We start from the raw sequence: 19,232 nt of genomic DNA on the forward strand, positions 1-19,232 counted from the left end.
CACGGCGATCAGGGCAGCAGCTTCGCCATTGTCCAGCTGCCGGAGGCGATCTGGGTGGCGATGGTCTCGCGCAGGGTCGCCTTGAGCTGCTCTCCGGCCGCCGACAAGGGCTGTTCGCGCGACTGGACGAGCGCCCACGACACATCGAGGTGCCGGATCGGTGCGAGGCTGACGCGCCCCTCGCGGAGGAAGCGGTAGGCCGAGCAAAACGGCAGAGTGGCGAAGCCGAGCCCGGCTTCGACCGCGAGCATGATCAGGGTCGGAGAGTTTCCCTCGAACGCGACATCAAGCGGGATTTTCCGCTCGGCCATTGCTGTTTCAAGGATCAGCCGAAGGCTGTTTGGTCGTCCGGGGACGATCAACGACTTCGTCGCCATCTCCTCGAGCGCAACCGGCGCAGCCGGATCGAGACCGGCGGATCTAGGGCCAATTAGGCACAGCGGCTCACGCAGGAACTCCGTGCTATCGAGTGTTGCCAGCGGCTCGACATTGGTCACGACCGCCAGGTCAGCCTTTCCGAGGTGAACCATTGACCAGGCATTCAGGACGCCGCTGATGCCCTCGATGACGCGCAGCAGCACGCCCGGGTGACGCTCCCGATATCGGGCGACCGACGGTAATGTCACGAGTTCGAGCATGGATGGCGGCATCGCCACCGTCACCTCGCCGCTCGGCTCGTTGAATTCGTCGCGCACCTCCTGCCGCACCCGGTCAACGTGCTGCAGGAGGCCAACGGCGCGATCGCGCAACAGCATCCCGGCGCTGGTCAAGGCAACTCCGCGATCGGAGCGCTGGAACAGCGCAACTCCGAGTTCTTCCTCAAGCTGGCGCACATGACGGGACAGCGCAGGCTGTGCGATGTGCAGCAAGGTCGCCGCACGCGTCACACTTCCAAGCTCGGCGATCTGAAGAAAAAAGCGAAGCTGCTTGATGTTCATGATCAAGAGGGCGTGTCACTATCCAGTCATCGGCCAATCGCGGATGGACGCCGAGAGTTGCTCATACAATCCGTTCCTGGCCCCTGCCGCGTACCTCCTACAGCTTCGGCGTTTCGCTTGAAAATGTCTACTTGTTATGATCGGAAACGCGCCAACATTGGCCTTCGGTCTCGCCATCTCAGACGGTATCAGCTTGGGCTCATCGGCGAGTGACGACATTTCACCGAAGAATTTGATGAAGCAAGCCACAACGATGAAAGATGTGGCCCTTCCTGGGCTGATTCCCGGTATCACCGTTAGCTCAAGCCCTGACGACTATCGCCTGATCAAGGCGCTGAGGCCGCAACGTTTCGACGGCGAGCGCTGGATTCCGACGTCAGGCGCGATGGGGGCTCGATAGGGACGCCGCAATTCCCTGGGGCCCATGTCGGAGGTCCTCGGCCGCGCGTCGGAGGATTTCATGAAGCCAGTCGTGCGATGGTTCACCCTCGACGCGTTCATGCCACAACAGCCGGGCTTCGACAGGGGTTGTGGTGTAGGGCAGCTCGTAGGTCGCAATCGAATGATTTTGCTCGAGCGCCCTTGCCAGCGGACGCGGGACAATGGCTGCCAGTTCGGAATCCTGGAGCAGGGCGGGGAGCGCAAGAAAATGCGGCAATGAGACCGCGATCCGCGGCGGGCGGTCGCTTTCCGAGAGCGCCCGCTCGAGCGCCGCGCGGTCATACATTTCCGAGCGCCGGGCGAGACCTCGCTCCGAGATGAATCCGCCGATGGCGCCCTCCTGCTCGCCGCCAAAGGAGACGACGACCAGCGACAGGCGCGCAAGCTTTGCTTTGTCAAGCCGGCCGAGTTTACGCTATCCGCCGACAATGAGCACGTCGTCATATTCGAATAACAGCGACGTGCGGAAGCGGCTCGGAGGGACCGAGAAGACGCCGATAGCCACGTCGATGCGACCGAGATCGATCTGCTCGGCAAGGTCGATTCGGGTCACGGGCTTGATGGTCAGGTCAATGGACGGCGCCTCTCGGCCGAGTAGTTTCAGGAGCGGAGATGCCAGGACCATCGTCGTGAAGTCGTTGGCGGCGAGCGTGAACTGCTTGGTGGACGTTGCCGGGACGAAGGTCGGCAGCTCGACCGCGGCCTCAAGGGTTCGCAGAGCCTCACGAACCTGCGGCGCCATCGTCAGCGCGCGCGCCGTGGGTTGCATGCCCGTGGCCGTGCGCACGAACAGTTCGTCCTCCAGCATCTCGCGAAGTCGGGCAAGTGAATGACTAACGGCGGACTGGGTCAGCGCAACCTTCTGGCTGGCGCGCAGCACGCTGCGTTCCTCCATAACGGCGTCGAACACCTTGAGCAGATTCAAGTCCAATGTCTTGAAAGAAACGGGCACGACGAGGATCCTGTTGGCAGCCAGCCGCGTGCGCGCATGCCGCGGTGGAATCCAGTTAAAGCCAGGCACATGCTGGACGCAACCGCGGAGCTAACGGAGACATGCTGTCGCCGGTGCGACCAATCTGAAGCCGGTTCAGGACAGATCTGCGAAGGTTTCACTTCCGTCGCTGTCCGATCCCGTCATTATTCTCGTCGCCTGTCTGGAGGAGGGTCGCAATGAGATCCAGCGTGATGTCGGGTGTCAAACGCAAGATGGTCGTTGCGATGGTTGCGTCGGCGCTACTTGGGACATCGGCAGTTGCGCAGGATGCTCCTGTCAAGCTCGGTGTCCTGACCGACATGTCCTCCCTTTACGCCGACAACGGCGGCCAGGGGTCGGTGGTCGCGGCGCAGATGCTGTTGACGATTTTGGCGGCAAGGTGCTCGGGCGATCGATCCAGATCGTCGCCAGCGACCACCAGAACAAGGCGGACGTCGGTGCGGCGATCGCACGGCGCTGGCTCGACAACGAGGGCGTCGAGGCGATCCTTGACGTGCCGAATTCCGCTGTTGCGCTCGCCGTCCAAGGCATTGCGCGTGACAAGAAAAAGCTGTTTCTCGCCACAGGCGCGGCAACGTCGCGCCTGACAGGTGACGAGTGCTCGCTGACGGGTATTCACTGGACCTACGATACCTATGCTCTGTCGCAGGGCACGGCCAAGGCGATCTCACGTCTTGGCGCAAAGAGCTGGTTCTTTCTCTCGGCAGACTATTCGCTCGGCGCGCAGCTCGAGGCCGACAGCCGCAAGGTCATCGAGGCGACCGGCGGCAAGGTCGTCGGCGCAGTCAAGCATCCAGTCAACACGCCCGATTTCTCTTCCTTCCTGCTGCAGGCGCAGTCTTCAAACGCGGACGTGATCGCACTCGCCGATGCTGGGGGTGATTTCATCAACGCGGTCAAGCAGGCCGGAGAGTTCGGAATCACGCGTCAACAAAAGCTTGCCGGCCTGATCGTCTTCATTGCCGACATCCATAGTCTTGGATTGCAGAATGCCAAGGGCCTGATGCTCAGTTCGGCATTCTATTGGGATCTCAACGATGGGACGCGGGCGTGGTCGAAGCGTTTCATCGAGAAGACGCAGAAAGTCCCGACCATGATCCACGCCGGCACCTATGGTGCGGTGATGCACTATCTGCGGGCAATCAAAGCGGCAGACACGCTGGATGGACCGACGGTGGCCGCCAAGATGCGCGAAATGCCGGTGAACGATTTCATGACGAGGATCGGCCACATTCGCGAGGACGGACGGCTGATCCGCGATATGTATCTTTTCCGCGTCAAGTCGCCGGAAGAGTCGAAATACAGGTTCGATTACTACGAGTTACTCGCGACCATTCTTGGGGAAGAAGCGTTCAGGCCGATGGAGGAGGGAGGATGTCCGCTCCTGAAGAAGCCGTGACCGGCGAAACCGTAGTGCCCCTTGCCCATAGAAGCATCGACGAGATCATGATGGGCCGAACCGCGTGCCGCGAATTCTGCGACGATCCGGTCCCGCGGCGGACCGTCGAGCAGATTCTCAGCGCAGCCCGGTTCGCACCAAGTGGAGCGAACATCCAGCCCTGGCACGTCTATGTGCTCACGGGCGCGGTCAAGGACAGGGTGTCGGCGGCGCTGCTGGAGGCGCACCAGACGTCGCGCGACGAGCACGTGTCGGAATACAAATATTACGCCAGCGACTTGCCCGAGCCGTACCTCAGGCGGCGACAGCAGTTCGGTCAATTGTTCTACGGCGCACTCGGGATCGCGCAGGCCGATTCCGTGGCCCGGGCACGGCAGACCGCGAAAAACTACACATTCTTCGGCGCGCCGGTAGGACTGATCGTAACCATCGACCGTCGTCTGGAAGTCGGAAGCTGGCTCGACCTCGGAATGTTCGTGCAGAACGTAATGCTGGTAGCGGCAGGGCGTGGGCTTCAGTCCTGCCCGCAGGAGACGTTCTCGAAGTATCACCGGATCCTCCGTCCGCTGCTGTCGATCCCGGCGGAGCAAATGGTGGTGTGCGGCGTTTCGATCGGCCGTGCCAGGGTTGTGGGGGCGGAAAGATTGATGCCGCGTGCGGACGTCGACGAGTTCGCCACGTTTGCGGGATTTGAAGCGTGAGATCCAATCGAGAAGGAGGACAGGACCATGGGAAGCCGGGAAGAGCTAATTCAGGGCAGTATTCCGTTCTTGCGAGAGATCAAGGATATGACGCCCGGCGCCGAGATGGAGCGCTGGCTCAACGAGAAATATGGCGAGCAAAGCTCGCTCTACCAGGATCTGAGCCGGCTCATCAAAATCGGAGTTGAGGAGGGCTGGGCGGCGAACCAGGAGGTCGAGGGCCCGAATTACCGGCGCAGCCGTATCCTGGAGCCAACTCCCGAGACGTTCCAGTTCAGCATCACCGCCGTGTACATGAACAGCGCCGATCCGCGTCGCTTCAAGGACGAGGATGATAGCGACGTGCTCCGTGGCGAGTATCACGGCCACCCCTATGGCGAGCTCAACCTCGTCGTGCCCCTGAACAAAGGCGCGGAGTTGAAGGGATTGCAGGGTTGGCAAGGGCCAGGCTGGACGGCGCCCGACCCTGGCAGCCGGCACTATCCGGAGGTGAGAGGTGGCGCTGTCATCGCTCTGTTCTATCTGCCAGCCGGACGCATCTCGTACGATTTCAAGGCTCCGGCCTGACGGCCGAGCCATCGTTCGCTGCCGGTGTACGACAAGGATGGCCGCGGTGCCGAACACGCTCGTCTGGATCTGCCAACCGAAAGTCCATGGGCGCTACGTGGATGTTTGGGACCAGTATCCGATTCCGCGCGATCCGAATTCAAGCCAGTCGGCCGTCCGAAAGCTGCCGGGGGCTATCGGTTAGAGCCGGGCCCATCGACCGGCGTTGTCAGGAAACGACGTACGCCTGTCCTGATCCAAAGGATGCTGTTTGTTGTCCCAAGCAGGATCGATTGCGACATATGGGGCAGAGCCATCCGCCAATCCGATTGGCGATAGGCTCCGCCCATTGCACTCTTCAGGACGAGCGCGGGCGGTAGTCATGGCGAGCGGAAGGGAGCGAGTGAGATGACACCAGGCATCGTCAATCCTCAGGCCAGTCACGAGCGAGCTCGTTCAACAATGATGGCCTGGCGTGTCCACGAGTTTGGGCCACCTGAGGTCATGAAATTGGAGCACGTCCCGCGGCCGGAACCCGGCCCTGGCGAGGTCCTGGTCAAGGTTGAAGCCGCAGGGGTCGGACCGTGGGATGGATGGATCAGGGCCGGAAAGAGCGCTTTGCCGCAACCGCTCCCTCTCACGTTGGGCTCCGACCTTTCGGGTGAAGTCGTCGGCGTGGGCCCAGGCGTTACCGATCTGCGCGTGGGAGATCAGGTTTATGGCGTTACGAATTCGAGGTTTGTCGGGGCCTACGCCGAATACGCTTTGGCTTCTGCCGGAATGGTCTCCAACAAGCCCGCTTCGCTGACCCACGTTGAAGCCGCTTCTGTTCCTGTCATTGCCGCCACCGCATGGCAGGCTCTGTTTGATCAGGCCCAGCTCAAGGAAGGCCAAAAGGTGGTCATCCACGGAGCGGCAGGAAACGTCGGGTCCTATGCGGTTCAGTTGGCCCGGCGCGCGGGTCTCCAGACCATCGCGACTGCGGCGGCTCATGATATTCCATTGGTGCGCGACCTCGGCGCAGATGCCGTGATCGACTATCGCGCTCAACGGTTTGAGGAGCAGGTTCGCGAGGCCGACGCCGTCATCGATCTGGTCGGCGGCGAAACACAAAGCCGTTCGTTCGAGGTCCTCCGCCGCGGCGGCAAGCTGATCTCCGCGGTTTCCCACCCGGATCAGTATCTTGCAACGCGCCACAGTGTTGAAGCCAGGTTCTTTCTCGTCAACGTCACGAACCGATATCTGATGCAGATCGCCCGTCTTGTCGATGCCGGAAAGTTGCGAACAAAGGTAGGGGCTGTCTTGCCCCTCGCGGGCGCGCGTGAAGCTCATTTAATGCTGGAGCGCGTGCGGCCCCAGCCGAAAGGAAAAATCGTGCTCAAGGTTACTTCGAGTTGATCACCAGGCGTTGGGCTCGCGAGCCATTGTGTGTTGCCTGCCCCTCGGCCGCTCTTGAAAGGAAACATCAAATGACCACTCGAAAACCAGCCCGCGCCCCCCGGATTCCCGATTCCTTGCTCGCAAAAGAGGCGACAGACCTCCTGCGCGAGCATTCCACCGATCTGCTGTTCAATCACTCAATCCGTGTCTACCTGTTCGCGGCTGAGCAGGGGCATCAGAGAAAGCTCCGCTTTGACCCTGAGCTCCTTTACGTCGCTGCAGCATTTCACGATCTCGGTCTCATCAAGAAGTTCTCGAGCCCGGACGAGCGCTTCGAAGTTGATGGCGCAAATGCCGCCCGTCAGTTCCTCAGCACCCACAATATCCCGGAAGATCAGGTGCAGACGGTCTGGGAGGCAATCGCGCTGCACACCACGCCCGGCATCCCGAAGTATATGGGCCCGGAAGTCGCGCTCCTCAATTCAGGTGTTCTTCTCGATGTGATCGGGGTGGGCTTCGAGCATTTTCCCGCGGATATCCTTCAGGACATCATCGCCAGGTACCCGCGAACGAACTTCAAAAACGGCTTTATTCAGGAGTATTTCGCGGGCTTTGCGCGTAAGCCAGCGACCACGTACGGCACAGTCAACGCCGCCGTCTGCGAGCGTTTCATCCCGGGGTTCAAGAGCCCCAACGCGTGCGATCTGATTGCTGCATCTCCCTTGCCGGATTCTCCATGACGAAGTTCAACATCTCAAAAGAGGAAAGTGCCATGCTCCTAGAACTCATATCCGCGTACGGGCGAATTGCCAGCGGCGAGGCACTTGCCTTTCTTCGCGAGCTAATTCTGAACGCGCTTTCTATCGACACAAAGGGTCACACGATCACCGGGCTGCTGGCCAGAAGCGCAGTGCGAGCCGCCGCCGTTCCGTTGCTAGCATCAGCGATCGCTTTGGCAGCCTCTCCCGCGGTCGCTCAGGACCGGGAGTAAGTGAAGGTAGTCTTCGAGCACGCACTGCCAAATGTCGAAGGAAAGAGATTGGTTTCCGTTGTTGTGAACTATCCGCCCGGGGCTAAATCGCTGCCTCATCACCACGCGGCATCGGCATTCATCTACGCTTATGTACTGTCGGGGACGATCCGCAGTCAGGTCGACAATGACGCGCCGAAGGTCTACCATCAAGGCGAAGCGTTTTACGAGATGCCGGGCTCACATCACAGGATGAGTGAAAACGCGAGCAAAACGGAGCCCTCCAGTTTACTCGCGGTCTTCGTCGTCGATGCCAAGGACGATGTCTTGACGACGCCAGACAGCGCGCCAGGATCGCGATAGGGCGGCTCAAGCGGGTCTGTCCCGGATCGCACCAGACCCTTTGAAGTGTGCGGACGACATACATAATGAGGCGCCAGACTGGAGAGGCAGTAAGGAGTGCCGGTACAAGCTGTCGCGATTGTCGTCTACGAGGGGGTCCAGGCTTTGGATGTGGCCGGGCCGCTCGACGTGTTCAGCGAGGCGAACACGTTTCTGGACGATTCCGATCGCTATGAAACAGTGTTAATCGCCGCTCACCGCAATCCGCTGCGGGCATCGAATGGCCTAAGGCTAATGGCGGACCTGACCTTCGAGGAGGCGACAGGCGGTTTCGACATCATATTGGTGGCGGGTGCGCCGACGCCACCGGAAGCGGAACCAGAGCCCTCCCTGGTCGAGTGGGTCAAGCAGTTGCCGTGGCGCTCAAGCGTGTATGGATCGATCTGCACCGGGGCCTTCGTGCTTGGCTATGCCGGTCTTCTCGACGATCGGCGTGTCACAACCCATTGGCAGGATGCTAAGTCGCTAGCCGCGAGATTTCCCAAGGCAAGAGTCGAACCTGACTTGATCTATGTGCGGGATGGACGGTTGATCACCGCCGCCGGTGTGACTGCCGGGATAGATCTGGGTTTGGCGCTCGTGTTGCAGCGGCACGGCCCGGAAACAGCGCTCAAGGTCGCCAAGCGGCTGGTCGTGGTGGCCCAGCGCCAGGGCGGACAGTCGCAGTTCAGTCCCTATCTGACGGCCCCCGCCGATCCGGAATCAGCAATCGCACGCATCCAGGACCATGTCATGGCCAGAATCGGGGATCGTCACACGCTGGCGTCGCTTGCTACTGTCGTCGGGATGAGTCCCCGGAATCTGGCCCGGCATTTTGTGCAGGTGACCGGTATCACACCGCACGAGTTCGTCGAGCGCGCACGTGTCGACGCGGCTCGCATGATGCTGGAAGGAAGCGACCGGCCGCTGAAGGCAGTCGCCTTCGATTGCGGCTTCGGGTCGGCGGACCGGATGAGAATCGTCTTCAGCACCCGCCTTGGCGTCACACCGGTGCAATATCGCGCGAGTTTCCGGCGGACAGAGACGGCATAGAGCGCGACCGCTCCGAGGAAGCCATTGCCGTTGCAGAATGGTCTGACCGCTTGTTGGCAGCAAACAAGGTGCGGCCGTCCTGATCCATAGGATCGTGTGTGTTGTCCGCCGCGAGGCTCCTCCGCAAAATACGCATAACCAGGGCGCTCGGACTTACGCCGACGGACGTCGCCGCCGAATAGCGACACCACCCATCCTCGATCCGTAACCATCACCTAGCGATTTACGCCACCCGATTCTGATCCAACGAAGGAGAACATCAATGTCGGAGATCATTGCCGGTATTCGCGTGCCGGACAGCGCCATCGCCCGCGCGGCGACCCAGCTTGTGCGCGACACCGAAGACGATCTGCTCTACAATCACAGCCGCCGCGTCTTCTTTTGGGGGGCGCTAACAGGCGCGCGCCGCGGCCTGAGATACGACCCGGAGCTGCTCTATCTGGGCGCCATGTTCCACGACATGGGGTTGACCGAGAAGTATTCGAGCCCCGACCTGCGCTTCGAGGTAGACGGAGCCAACGCCGCACGCGACTTCATGAAGAGCTACGGCGTGCCGGAACGCGACGTCGAGGATGTCTGGACCGCCATCGCGCTGCACACGACGCCCGGCATCCCAGAGCACATGCGTCCCACCATCGCGCTGGTGATCGCCGGCGTGGAAATGGACGTGCTCGGTATCACCTATCACGACTTCACGCACGAGCAGCGGGACCATGTGTGTGCCCACCATCCGCGCGAGGCCAACTTCAAGGAGAACATCATCGACCACTTCGCCAACTGCATCGTCAAGAAGCCTCTTACAACGTTCGGAAACGTCAAAGCCGACGTACTGGCGCTGAAGGACATGGACTATGTGCGCGGAAACTTCTGCTCGATCATTCTCGGCTCGCCATGGCCGAACTGAAGGTCGTAGCTGGAGCGCAGCAAGGTTGCAGATCGCAGCTCGAGTTTCGATCCAAAGATGGCGGCCTCTGCCGCAGCCGGTATCCGGGTTGAGCGTCAATTCGACGTGCCAAGCGCAGGAGTCGAGGCTGCTCTTGGCGCAACACCGGGCCATCGATACTCGGGTCGACCGGCTACTCATGGTGTCTGGCGCGGGAGAGGGGAAGTTGCTACCGTTGGCAAGGAACCGGTCGTCACGCAGCGCGCCACCGGACCTCCTGCACGTATCCTGAGCACCCATATCCAACGTGGGTATTGATGATGAACTCACGGCCGATATGGAGACAATCAGCAAGTGAGCGTCCTGGCCTTCAGCGCCACGATCAATGAGGACGGAACGTCAAGCCCTTCGCCGAACGCGTCGCTAATTTGATATCCTGCGTCGGCGATTCACGTTCTCGAGGTCTCATGTCTCAAGTCGACTGGTTGAGTCATCTCCTGCAAATCATGACCGTTACTGGCCAACTTGAGGTGCGCTGCGCGTACGGCGCACCCTGGCGTGTGATCTGGCCTACGGCGGGGGCGAACGAGATCCCCTACCACGTCATAGTCAAGGGTCGGGCCATTTTCGAGGACCCTGATTCGAGAACGGTGCAGGAGCTTGAAAGCGGAGATGTCGTATTGCTCCCGCACGGTTCGGCGCATGTACTGCACGACGGCAGCGGCAAAAAGCCAATTGCCACGCACCAGAGCAGGGGCTCCGCAGGATGGATGTTAAGCGAGAACGATGGACCGGGTGAGCGACTGGATCTCCTGTGCGGACGGTTTTTCGTGGTGCCGCCCCATGACCGGCTGGTCCGCAACTATCTGCCGGCAAAACTGGTGGTTCGGGCTATGAAAAACGATGGAGGAGAGGACACCGCGTCGGCATCGAGTCAGCTTTCCGGACTGGTGGGCCTGATGCGAATGGAGTCCGCCGCTGACCGAGCGGGAGGACGCGCCATTCTCAACGCGCTCTCGACGGTCTTGTTCACGCTAGTGCTGCGCGCTGCGAGTGAAGCCGGAAAATCCTCCGACGGCTTGTTGGCCCTTACTGGCCATCCGAGATTGGCATCGGCTATGGCGGCGATGTTCGCTGATCCGGCGCGACAGTGGAAGCTTCCCGAGTTGGCCGGTTTATGCGGCATGTCACGCGCTACATTCATGCGCCACTTTCAGGACAAGTTAGGTCGCTCCGCCCTCGACCTGCTGACCGATCTTCGCATGAGTATGGCCGCGAACGAGCTCAAGAAGCCAAAGATCAGCACGGAAGCTGTGGCCGAGGCGGTTGGGTATCAATCGATATCGGCTTTTCGACGTGTCTTTGCTGAGAGGATGGGGATGACACCAGGGGAATGGCGCCATCTGGCGCACGCCGCCGAGCAGTCGACGAGTAACGCCACAGCGCCAGAATGATCCTTTCGAGCATCATTTTGATCAAATAGAGGCTCGAAATCATCAAATCCATCAGTAGGTTGGGCTCCGTAATCACTTGATGAGGGAGCCACCCAATGAACAACACCGCTACCACAGCTGCCGCTGCCGATCCCCAAACGTCCCGTTCGCTTGCACGGTCGCTGCCGACAAACGCCGTGATCGACACCATTATGGCCCGCAGTGCTGCGAAATATTACGACACGACGGCCGTGCTCAGCGACGATCAGATCCGTGACCTCGTGCGGATCGGTACATCGGCGCCGACGTCCTTCCATCTGCAGAACTGGCGCTTCATCGCCGTGCGCTCACCCGAAGCAAAGGCGCGGCTACGTCCGATCGCCTGGAATCAGCCCGCGATCACCGAAGCAGCCGTTACGTTCATCATCATCGGCCAGTTGGCCGATGCCAGCACTGTCCCTGACCGTCTCGCGCCAGTCGTGGAAGCCGGAATCATGTCGGCACATCTAGTGCCGGAATGGGAGGGGCCTGCGCGCGGCCTGTACGATAATCAACCGCAGCGGCAGCGCGACGAAGCCGTCCGCTCCGCGACCTTCGGCGCCGCAGCCATCATCTATGCGGCCCGCTCGCTTGGCCTGGGTTCGACTCCGATGATCGGTTTCGATGTGGAGACCGTCCACAGAGAGTTCGCTCTGGCCGAAGACGAGATCCCGGTCATGCTGCTGACGGTCGGGCCGGAGCGGCCTGGCAACTGGCCTCAGAAGCCGCGCCTGCCCGTGGCCGATGTGCTGCACTTCGCATAACCAACCCCGAAGCCTATCATTCAAGGAGAAATATCATGGCCAGAGCTGCTGCTCTGAAGCAGGAACACGTTCCGGCTGCTTTGAAACCGACCCTCGACATGTTCACCAAGAACATCGGGTTCACGCCCAACATGATGGCGACCTTCGCGCAAAGCCCGATCGCATTCAACGCATGGGCCGCTCTGCTCGGCTCCTTGAGCAAGGCGCTCGACGTCAAGACGCGCGACAGCATCGGCCTTGCGGTCTCCGAAGTGAACGGCTGCGACTACTGCCTGACGGTGCACAGCTTCACAGCGGAGCATATGGCCAAGCTGCCGGCCGAGGACATTGTTCTCGCCCGAAAGGGGCATGCCAGAGATCCAAAGCGGGATGCCGCCGTCCAGTTTGCACGCAAGATCATCGAGAGCCGTGGCCACGTCACGGACGCCGATCTGCAACCCGTCCGCGATGCGGGCTACACGGATGCGAACATCATGGAGATCGTCGCGCTTGTGGCCATGTACTCGCTGACGAACTTCTTCAACAACGTGTTCCATCCCGACAAGGACTTCCCCGCGGTGACACCGGCCGGCTCGATCTGAGCACGGTCGGGAAGTTCGGAATCTGAAAAACACCACACATAAAGGAGTCGAAGATGAAAGCGATTATCGTGACGGACCAGGCTGCCGGGTTTGCCGGGATGAAGCTGGTGGAACGGCCCGAACCACAACCAGCGATAAACGACGTGATCGTAAAGGTTCACGCATCGGGCTTCGTTCCGACCGAATTGGAATGGCCCTCGACGTGGACGGATCGTCGCGAACAGAACCGAGCTCCGTCAATCCTCGGGCACGAATTTGCCGGCGTCGTCGCGGCTCTTGGCTACGGCACTACGGGACTGTCGGTGGGACAGCGTGTGTTCGGCCTTGCCGACTGGTATCGGGACGGCTCTCTCGCCGAGTACATCGCTATCGAGGCGCGCAATCTCGCGCCCTTGCCGGGTGACGTCGACTTCAAGATCGGCGCGAGCCTGCCGATCTCCGGCTTGACCGCGTGGCAGGGGCTTTTTCAGCACGGCCGTCTTCAGGCAGGTCAGAGCGTGCTTGCGCATGGCGCGGCGGGCGCGGTCGGTTCTATGGTGGTTCAGCTCGCGCGAGAGGCCGGCGCCTATGTCATCGGAACAGGACGCGCGCCCGACCGGCAGAAAGCGCTCGACTTCGGTGCTAATGAATTCATCGACCTGGAGAACGATGCGCTCAAAGATATCGGTGGCGTCGATCTCGCATTCGACGTCATCGGCGGCGACATCCAGCGGCAGTCTGCAGCCCTCGTCAGGGCCGGAGGGACGCTGGTGAGTGTCGTCGGCCCAGCGGAGGCTCAGCCGCTCGACGGTCTGGCCATCGACTTCGTCGTGGAGGCCGATCGCGGCCAATTGAACGAGATCGTCCAGAGGGTGCGGGACGGCAGGCTGCGGACGAACATTGGAAAGGTCTCCTCCCTCGACGATGCCGTGGCCACCTTCAACTCGACCGAGCGACGCCAAGGCAAGACGATCATTCAGGTCCGGTCGTAAAAGCTTGGGTAGGAGGAGGGTTCAGCTCTCCCCAACGACTTCGTTCCGCTTCCGGATCGTGCCGAGTGTCTTGGCACGATCCAGGCGATGTATGCGATGCGGTAGTCAGTCCGTGGAGGCAGGACCATTCTGAGTCGCGCACAGGCGAGCGAAGGGGAGTACCAGCGTGTTGATGATCTATGACGGTACTGAAGGGACATCGCATCGGAGCGGCTCTAACAGTTTCGTCTACCAAGCAACGGCAATCAGTCGATTGATTCCGATAGTTGGCGGAATCGCCAACATTGCCGGCGACTGAAATTTTCCTGTGAATTCAAGACCGACAAAATGCGGCGGGCATGCCGGCGGCATTTGTCCGTCAGATCTGAAAAATTATGCTGGCAGATCAACGGCGAAGCGCTGTTCGAAATGATAGAGTGGGAGTAGTGCGGTTGGCTGCGATCGCGCATTTTAGCGTAGTCTGGTGGAATTGTTCTCGCTCTCCTCGCGTTGAGCTCTGACCGAGTAGCGAGTTTTGCTTACAATAATCGAGGTCCGTAATCCACTGCGGTTCGCTATTGGAGTATTGCAGCGCAGTTAATCGTGCAGAACGGCGGGGTGTCCAAACCTCCAGTTTCGAGCACCGGCTGGTAGGTAGCGGCGGTGACGAAGTAGTAGTGGCCGAAAGCGGCGGTGGCGGCGACACCCAGCGATGCCCACTCCCTGTATCCCCTGCCGGGACGGTCGGAGGCCGGTTTGGGCTTGCTGGGAGGGAGCAAGAGAAAAGGTCGACATGGCATTCTCCGAAATCTGTAGGCGGCGCCAAATTCATCGGCGAAGACGAAGTGCGCTACTAGCTGATCGACTGATCGGCATTCACTTATACATGGAGCGCCGATCACTCATACATTGATGTGAGCGACATCTTCCTACAGTGAATGGTTCAGAAAGAAGCGAGCGGACGTCATTGGGTGGGGTGGCCTCGTATCGTGACGGCTCAGCTCGCTTCGCTGACAGGCAGAGCATCAAGCCGAACGTTTGGGGCCGCTCAGATCGACGATACCTGGGACAATCTGATGGCGATCGAAAATGCGGCGGGTCTCACTGGAATTAGGTCGGGCGCGGAATCGCCAAACCGGTGCCAAAACGTGCTCGGGGCTTGGATTGTCCTCGCAGTGTTGTCTGCATTCCTGGTCGTTGGAGGTATCATCGGCTATCTCGGATGGACAAGCACCGATACCGACGTGCCGACATCGGGTTATGTCGCCATGGTGCTGGGCGTCATCTTCTCCGTGGCCGTCGGCGTCGGTTTGATGGCGTTGATATTTTACAGCGGCCGCAAAGGGTAAGACGAACCGCCGGTGCTCATAGAAGAACCGGCCCATCTCGGCGATGAGGTTCAAGCGACCTTACACGATGACGGGACGTGACCCCGTGCCCGATGGCTTCTCACGAGAGCGGACGTCAAGAGCGCAATTCATATGTCTGCCCGGTCCCTCACGACCGCAATTTTGATTGCAAGACAGCATCTACTCGCTCAACAAGGTGCGTCCGCGAAGGGGCGGGGTCAAACCGATCGGCAAAATATTGTGTTTCGTGAGCGACCAGTCCTTCGAGGAACTGCATGATGCTCACCGCGTAAGACGGCATGCCATCATAGGTAAGAATGAATTCGGTGACCCAGAGATCACCGCTACCGATCATTCGCCGGACCGTAAAGCGCTTCTTGTTTGGCTGAGCGGTTCGGCTCTCCTGAATGTGGTGCCGGCCGCGAATTCGCTCGCCCGATTGCGGATAATCAAGCACAGCATCTTCGCGGTAGATTTCGTGCTCGGCGTTGAAATCGCTCGCGTCCGAAGCATCCCAATGACGCTCAAGCGCCAGCCGCACGGTTCGATCATCCATTTCGTTCTCCTACCGTCGGGGCCATCATTTCGGAAGTAAGGAATTCGTTCGCATCGCCCCGGATCGAACGTAGGGCGCTTTTTCCGATCTCGCCAGTCGTCGCTTCATGATGCCCGCTCATACCTTGATATGATCGGATTCCGCCAAGTGTCGTATGGCCCGGCGTGTCAGTGCCTTGCACCATGGGGGCTCGTTTTACGGAGAGCGAGTGAAAATGAACGAGCTATCCTCATCGTCCAGCCGGCTAGGGCGGCGTGCAACAATGGGCGCCCTGTGGGCTTTCGATCTTGTCTCTGCGTTAGCTACCGGGCCGCCCAGCGGCAGGGAAATCACCGTGTTGCGGCTCGGCCCGTCTCTACCACATATTCACAGATTACACTCACCGCCTTCCGCGCAATCTCCGTCAATTCGGCGCGGCGGGCGCCGGCGCGCGCGCGGATCGCGATGCTGTGCATTGTGGCCGATGCGAGGACCGCAAGCGCCACGGGATCCGCATCGTGCTTCAGCTCGCCTCGCTCAATTGCCGTCCGGAAACGGGCTTCAAAATCAGCGTCGATCATTCGCAGTCCCGCCGCAACACTGCTGCGGATCGCGGGATCGCCGACGGATTCGGCGACCGCTGTCCCGATCACAAAGCAGCCGCGGGCGGTTCCTTTCCCTGAAAAATAGATCGATAGCGCCGCCTCAAAGGCTAGCATCAGGCTTTCGCCCAAGGGACGGTCCTCCGCGAGAGCTTCGCGCGTGGCGGCGAGACTGATCTGCCAGTAACGCGCGAGCGCCTCCAGATAGAGCGCGTGCTTGTTGCCGAAGGCCGCATAGAGACTCGGCGGGTTCATTCCGGTCGCGGAGGCGATGTTATCCAGCGAAGTGCCGGAGTAGCCGCTCTTCCAGAACGTCTCGGTTGCCCGCTTGAGTGCGGCCTCTGTGTCATAGGCGCGCGGCCGCCCCCGGCGCGCTGGTCCGGTTTCGCTGCGCTTTCGTGCCATATCGCAAATACCCCGGTCGCGGCCTGTTTCGTTCATATTTATATGGATCGTTACAAAAATCAATGGGGCGGACCCCTTGATCGTGATGGTATCGCACCGTATTTGTAGCGAACGTTACAAAAGAAGGATGGAAGTGAGGCGTTCGATGTCGTTTGGTTTCGCGCCAGTCGCCGGCGGAATGGGTGACCGAAAAGAGTTTCGCGAGGTTGCGGACATCACTGTTGGCTCAGCGGCAGCCGGAGGGGCTGCGGGCGAGACGCGGTTTGGCCGCATTATCGATGGCACTGCACCCGTCGACGTGGCCAAGGTGCAAGGCAGAGGCCTCAGGGAGCGGCTGCGCCGGCCGTTGTTGCTGGTGGTGCCGATCCTGGTGGCCGCCATCGGGGCCGCTGTGTACCTTGCCGCCGAGCCTTACGTCTCGACCGATAACGCCTTCGTTCGCGCGGCGAAGGTGACCGTTAACGCTCGGGTTGCCGGGCAGGCTGTTGAAATCGCCGTCGAGGACAATCAACGGGTCCGGCAGGGTCAGGTGCTGTTCCGGATCGATCCCGAGCCTTACCACATTGCGGTCGACCAAGCCGACGCACATCTCGCCAGCGCACGCCTGCAAATCGAGGCGTTAAAGGCCACCTATCGCCAACAACAGGCCGAACTACAATCGGCCAGGGATTCGGCGGCTTTCGACGAGCGCGAGTATGATCGTAAGAAAGCGCTGGTCGCCTCTGATTTTACCCCGCGCGCGGTCTACGAGCGGGCCGAGACCAATCTTAAGGTCGCCCGTCAGCATATTTCATCCGTCGAGCAGCAGATCGCCAGCACCATTGTTGCGTTGAACGGCGATCCGGACATCGATATCGACCGCCACCCGACGGTTCGTGCGGCCAAGGCCCAGCTCGACCGTGCCCGGCTCGATCTGTCCTACGCGACGGTGAGGGCGCCGGACGACGGAGTCGTGACAAAAGTCGACGATTTACAGGTCGGCGGTTTCGTCAACGCGGGAGCGCCCGTGTTCTCGCTGTTATCGAGCCGACGCATCTGGATCGAGGCAAATTTCCGCGAAACCGGCCTCACCCACATGCGTCCAGGTCAAGGGGCGACGATCGACGTCGACGCCTATCCGGATCGTACGTTCAGGGCGCACATCGTCAGCATGAGTCCGGGCACTGGCTCTGACTTCGCGGTGCTGCCGCCGGAGAATGCGACCGGCAATTGGGTCAAGGTCGTCCAGCGCCTACCGGTGCGACTCGAGCTTGATGAGGTCGATCCGAGCCGGCCGTTGTTCTCCGGCATCAGCGTGACGGCGCGGGTCGACACTGGCCACCGCCGCACCTGGCGCCATCCACTCCAGCTCGTGCTCGCGACGGAGGCGGCCAAATGAGCGCACCCCTCCGAGCGAGCACTGCAACCGGCCATCACGCCATCATCGTGGCGGCCCTGATGGCGACCTATATGGAGGCGGTGAACATCTCGCTGCCGAATGCGGCGTTGCCGCATATCCAGGGCACGCTGTCGATGGGCAACGACGAGGTCGGCTGGGTGTTTACCGCCTATCTGGTAGCGGGCGCCGCCGTCATGCCAATGGCGCGCTGGCTCGCGGGGCGCTATGGCCGCAAGACGGTCTATCAGGTGGCTCTCGCCGTCTTCGTGGTCGGCCTGATCCTCACCACATTGGCGACGACGTCCCTTCAGTTCGTGTTCGCCCGGATCGTGCAGGGAGCCGCGAGCGGCACGTTCGCGCCCTTATCGCTGGCAACCCTGCTGGATGTGTTGCCGCAGCCGCGTCATGCCCGGATCACCTTGGCGTGGTCGGTGTGCATCGTGCTTGGCATCAGCAGCGGCGCCAGCATTGGCGGTTGGCTCAGCGAATATCACGGCTGGCGCTCGATCTTCTATTTCAGCCTACCGATAGCGGCCTTCATCTCCCTGACAGTGGCACTGTTCCTCCCCGAGAAGAGGGTGGAGCAGAATCCGCGCTTCGATTTCTGTGGCTTGGCGACCTTATCGGTTGGCATGATCGGCCTGCAGATGGTGCTTGACCGCGGCGAACGCCTGGAATGGTTTGCCTCGGCGGAAATCTGGGCTGAAGCGGCTGCCTCGGTGCTGGGATTCTATCTTTTCATCGTGCACGTCATGACGGCGGACGTGCATTTTCTCAACAAGGCGCTGTTCAAGGACCGCAACTTCATTCTTTCGGCGATCATGTTCTTTGCCGTCGGCTTCGTCCTGCTGCCGACCCTGGCTTTGACCTCGCCGATGCTGGAGGAATTGCTCGAATATCCGGTCGATACCGCCGGCTACATGACCCTTGCGCGCGGTGTCACGCTCGTGGGGACGGTGGCGCTGATGGGCTTCGTTCCAGCACGAATCGACAACCGGCTCTTCATAGTCGGCGGTATGGCGGCGGTAATCTATGCCAATTCGCTGATGCTCGGCTATTCACCGGCGATGGATCAGCGATTGGTGGTCGCAGCAACGCTGCTTCAGGGTACCGGTCTCGGCATGTTGCTTCCATCGCTCGGTAAGGTGGCGTTCAGCGCGCTCGATCCGAAATTTCGCCCCGAAGGCACCGCCCTGTTGAGCCTCTCGCGCGTCTATGGAAGCACGATCGGCATCGCGGTCGTCCAGATCTTCTTCTACAATAACACCCAGGCCATGCATTTGGCGCTGGTCAAGAACCTCACGCCCTTCCGCGCCGCAGCCCATGTCGCGGGTTCAATCGGCAAGTCAGATCTTGCCGCGCTTAACGGCATGATCACCCAGCAGGCGGCCGTCGTCGCCGTCATCGGCCAGTTCAAAATCTTGATGCTCGCCATGCTGATCGTGAGCCCGCTGGTGTTTTTTCTCCATAAGCCGCGGCCAGCCACTTAGCTTCAAATGAAGGAGTGTTT

Annotated in this window: 21 protein-coding genes and 1 pseudogene; 17 read left to right on the forward strand and 5 right to left on the reverse strand. The window is 60.6% G+C overall.

Annotated features, from left to right (window positions below; all coding sequences use genetic code 11):
• Window positions 1-8: 8 nt before the first annotated feature.
• Entirely contained in the window at window positions 9-938 is a 930-nt protein-coding gene (locus E4K65_RS05775; RefSeq protein ID WP_235885527.1) for a LysR family transcriptional regulator, read from the reverse strand.
• 235 nt (window positions 939-1,173) lie between these two features.
• Here E4K65_RS05775 and E4K65_RS46980 point away from each other — a divergent pair, with 235 nt between their 5' ends.
• Window positions 1,174-1,338 carry a hypothetical protein gene (locus E4K65_RS46980; RefSeq protein ID WP_167770559.1) on the forward strand — a complete coding sequence of 55 codons (165 nt, stop codon included), beginning with the start codon at window positions 1,174-1,176 and terminating at the stop codon, window positions 1,336-1,338.
• Here the strand turns inward: E4K65_RS46980 and E4K65_RS49980 are convergent.
• Window positions 1,315-1,755, reverse strand: a complete 441-nt coding sequence (locus E4K65_RS49980) for a LysR substrate-binding domain-containing protein (protein ID WP_430649025.1) — start codon at window positions 1,753-1,755, stop codon at window positions 1,315-1,317. The genes E4K65_RS46980 and E4K65_RS49980 overlap by 24 nt on opposite strands.
• A 39-nt stretch (window positions 1,756-1,794) precedes the next feature.
• On the reverse strand, window positions 1,795-2,304 hold the full coding sequence (locus E4K65_RS49985; RefSeq protein WP_235885507.1) for a LysR family transcriptional regulator: 510 nt from the start codon (window positions 2,302-2,304) through the stop codon (window positions 1,795-1,797).
• 260 nt (window positions 2,305-2,564) lie between these two features.
• Here E4K65_RS49985 and E4K65_RS05785 point away from each other — a divergent pair.
• The 14 genes and pseudogenes from E4K65_RS05785 (at window position 2,565) to E4K65_RS05845 (ending at window position 14,802) form a co-directional block, all read left to right on the forward strand.
• Window positions 2,565-3,772, forward strand: a pseudogene (locus E4K65_RS05785) (ABC transporter substrate-binding protein).
• Window positions 3,748-4,473: a nitroreductase gene (locus tag E4K65_RS05790; protein ID WP_135173341.1), complete on the forward strand. Its 726-nt coding sequence runs from the start codon at window positions 3,748-3,750 to the stop codon at window positions 4,471-4,473. The pseudogene E4K65_RS05785 and the gene E4K65_RS05790 overlap by 25 nt, the downstream one beginning before the upstream one ends.
• Window positions 4,474-4,500: 27 nt before the next feature.
• Complete coding sequence (locus E4K65_RS05795) at window positions 4,501-5,040, forward strand: 4-hydroxylaminobenzoate lyase (protein WP_135173342.1); 540 nt, start codon at window positions 4,501-4,503, stop codon at window positions 5,038-5,040.
• 441 nt (window positions 5,041-5,481) lie between these two features.
• Complete coding sequence (locus E4K65_RS05800) at window positions 5,482-6,417, forward strand: NADP-dependent oxidoreductase (protein WP_167770641.1); 936 nt, start codon at window positions 5,482-5,484, stop codon at window positions 6,415-6,417.
• A 71-nt stretch (window positions 6,418-6,488) separates the two neighbouring features.
• Window positions 6,489-7,139: an HD domain-containing protein gene (locus E4K65_RS05805; protein WP_135173344.1), complete on the forward strand. Its 651-nt coding sequence runs from the start codon at window positions 6,489-6,491 to the stop codon at window positions 7,137-7,139.
• Window positions 7,136-7,390, forward strand: a complete 255-nt coding sequence (locus E4K65_RS49990) for a hypothetical protein (protein ID WP_430649023.1) — start codon at window positions 7,136-7,138, stop codon at window positions 7,388-7,390. Before E4K65_RS05805 ends, E4K65_RS49990 begins: the two co-directional genes overlap by 4 nt.
• Window positions 7,391-7,732 (forward strand): cupin domain-containing protein, encoded by a 342-nt coding sequence (locus E4K65_RS05810; protein ID WP_430649024.1) that lies wholly within the window; start codon window positions 7,391-7,393, stop codon window positions 7,730-7,732.
• 96 nt (window positions 7,733-7,828) lie between these two features.
• Window positions 7,829-8,803, forward strand: coding sequence for a GlxA family transcriptional regulator (locus E4K65_RS05815; protein ID WP_135173345.1), 975 nt, complete (start codon window positions 7,829-7,831; stop codon window positions 8,801-8,803).
• A 262-nt stretch (window positions 8,804-9,065) separates the two neighbouring features.
• The gene (locus E4K65_RS05820) at window positions 9,066-9,707 is read left to right on the forward strand and encodes an HD domain-containing protein (protein ID WP_135173346.1); all 642 of its coding nucleotides are present in this window, start codon (window positions 9,066-9,068) and stop codon (window positions 9,705-9,707) included.
• A 446-nt stretch (window positions 9,708-10,153) separates the two neighbouring features.
• A complete protein-coding gene (locus tag E4K65_RS05825) occupies window positions 10,154-11,140 on the forward strand; it encodes an AraC family transcriptional regulator (protein ID WP_135173347.1) in 987 nt (328 codons plus the stop codon).
• Window positions 11,141-11,331: 191 nt separating this feature from the next.
• The gene (locus E4K65_RS05830) at window positions 11,332-11,922 is read left to right on the forward strand and encodes a nitroreductase family protein (protein WP_235885528.1); all 591 of its coding nucleotides are present in this window, start codon (window positions 11,332-11,334) and stop codon (window positions 11,920-11,922) included.
• 35 nt (window positions 11,923-11,957) lie between these two features.
• The gene (locus E4K65_RS05835) at window positions 11,958-12,503 is read left to right on the forward strand and encodes a carboxymuconolactone decarboxylase family protein (protein WP_135173349.1); all 546 of its coding nucleotides are present in this window, start codon (window positions 11,958-11,960) and stop codon (window positions 12,501-12,503) included.
• 53 nt (window positions 12,504-12,556) lie between these two features.
• Entirely contained in the window at window positions 12,557-13,474 is a 918-nt protein-coding gene (locus E4K65_RS05840; RefSeq protein WP_135173350.1) for an NADP-dependent oxidoreductase, read from the forward strand.
• 1,055 nt (window positions 13,475-14,529) lie between these two features.
• On the forward strand, window positions 14,530-14,802 hold the full coding sequence (locus tag E4K65_RS05845; RefSeq protein WP_135173351.1) for a hypothetical protein: 273 nt from the start codon (window positions 14,530-14,532) through the stop codon (window positions 14,800-14,802).
• Window positions 14,803-14,950: 148 nt separating this feature from the next.
• On the opposite strand, the gene E4K65_RS05850 is transcribed toward E4K65_RS05845, so the two are convergent.
• Complete coding sequence (locus E4K65_RS05850) at window positions 14,951-15,358, reverse strand: nuclear transport factor 2 family protein (RefSeq protein WP_135173352.1); 408 nt, start codon at window positions 15,356-15,358, stop codon at window positions 14,951-14,953.
• A 329-nt stretch (window positions 15,359-15,687) separates the two neighbouring features.
• Entirely contained in the window at window positions 15,688-16,407 is a 720-nt protein-coding gene (locus tag E4K65_RS05855) for a TetR/AcrR family transcriptional regulator (RefSeq protein ID WP_235885508.1), read from the reverse strand.
• Between the two features lie 82 nt (window positions 16,408-16,489).
• Between E4K65_RS05855 and E4K65_RS05860 the strand changes: the two genes are divergently transcribed.
• Window positions 16,490-17,722 carry an HlyD family secretion protein gene (locus E4K65_RS05860; protein WP_235885509.1) on the forward strand — a complete coding sequence of 411 codons (1,233 nt, stop codon included), beginning with the start codon at window positions 16,490-16,492 and terminating at the stop codon, window positions 17,720-17,722.
• 59 nt (window positions 17,723-17,781) lie between these two features.
• Window positions 17,782-19,212, forward strand: coding sequence for an MFS transporter (locus tag E4K65_RS05865; RefSeq protein ID WP_235885510.1), 1,431 nt, complete (start codon window positions 17,782-17,784; stop codon window positions 19,210-19,212).
• Window positions 19,213-19,232 lie beyond the last annotated feature (20 nt).

The organism is Bradyrhizobium niftali, from assembly GCF_004571025.1.
Taxonomy (GTDB): Bacteria; Pseudomonadota; Alphaproteobacteria; order Rhizobiales; family Xanthobacteraceae; genus Bradyrhizobium; species Bradyrhizobium niftali.

What these genes read in the sequence shown, in the direction of transcription:
- E4K65_RS05775 (WP_235885527.1), bottom strand. Translation starts at nt 938, where the DNA reads ATGAACATCAAGCAGCTTCGCTTTTTTCTTCAGATCGCCGAGCTTGGA.
- E4K65_RS46980 (WP_167770559.1), top strand. Translation starts at nt 1,174, where the DNA reads ATGAAGCAAGCCACAACGATGAAAGATGTGGCCCTTCCTGGGCTGATT.
- E4K65_RS05850 (WP_135173352.1), bottom strand. Translation starts at nt 15,358, where the DNA reads ATGGATGATCGAACCGTGCGGCTGGCGCTTGAGCGTCATTGGGATGCT.
- E4K65_RS05845 (WP_135173351.1), top strand. Translation starts at nt 14,530, where the DNA reads ATGGCGATCGAAAATGCGGCGGGTCTCACTGGAATTAGGTCGGGCGCG.
- E4K65_RS05835 (WP_135173349.1), top strand. Translation starts at nt 11,958, where the DNA reads ATGGCCAGAGCTGCTGCTCTGAAGCAGGAACACGTTCCGGCTGCTTTG.
- E4K65_RS05840 (WP_135173350.1), top strand. Translation starts at nt 12,557, where the DNA reads ATGAAAGCGATTATCGTGACGGACCAGGCTGCCGGGTTTGCCGGGATG.
- E4K65_RS05790 (WP_135173341.1), top strand. Translation starts at nt 3,748, where the DNA reads ATGTCCGCTCCTGAAGAAGCCGTGACCGGCGAAACCGTAGTGCCCCTT.
- E4K65_RS05795 (WP_135173342.1), top strand. Translation starts at nt 4,501, where the DNA reads ATGGGAAGCCGGGAAGAGCTAATTCAGGGCAGTATTCCGTTCTTGCGA.
- E4K65_RS49990 (WP_430649023.1), top strand. Translation starts at nt 7,136, where the DNA reads ATGACGAAGTTCAACATCTCAAAAGAGGAAAGTGCCATGCTCCTAGAA.
- E4K65_RS05800 (WP_167770641.1), top strand. Translation starts at nt 5,482, where the DNA reads ATGATGGCCTGGCGTGTCCACGAGTTTGGGCCACCTGAGGTCATGAAA.
- E4K65_RS05865 (WP_235885510.1), top strand. Translation starts at nt 17,782, where the DNA reads ATGGCGACCTATATGGAGGCGGTGAACATCTCGCTGCCGAATGCGGCG.
- E4K65_RS05805 (WP_135173344.1), top strand. Translation starts at nt 6,489, where the DNA reads ATGACCACTCGAAAACCAGCCCGCGCCCCCCGGATTCCCGATTCCTTG.
- E4K65_RS05860 (WP_235885509.1), top strand. Translation starts at nt 16,490, where the DNA reads ATGTCGTTTGGTTTCGCGCCAGTCGCCGGCGGAATGGGTGACCGAAAA.
- E4K65_RS05830 (WP_235885528.1), top strand. Translation starts at nt 11,332, where the DNA reads ATGGCCCGCAGTGCTGCGAAATATTACGACACGACGGCCGTGCTCAGC.
- E4K65_RS05820 (WP_135173346.1), top strand. Translation starts at nt 9,066, where the DNA reads ATGTCGGAGATCATTGCCGGTATTCGCGTGCCGGACAGCGCCATCGCC.
- E4K65_RS05825 (WP_135173347.1), top strand. Translation starts at nt 10,154, where the DNA reads ATGTCTCAAGTCGACTGGTTGAGTCATCTCCTGCAAATCATGACCGTT.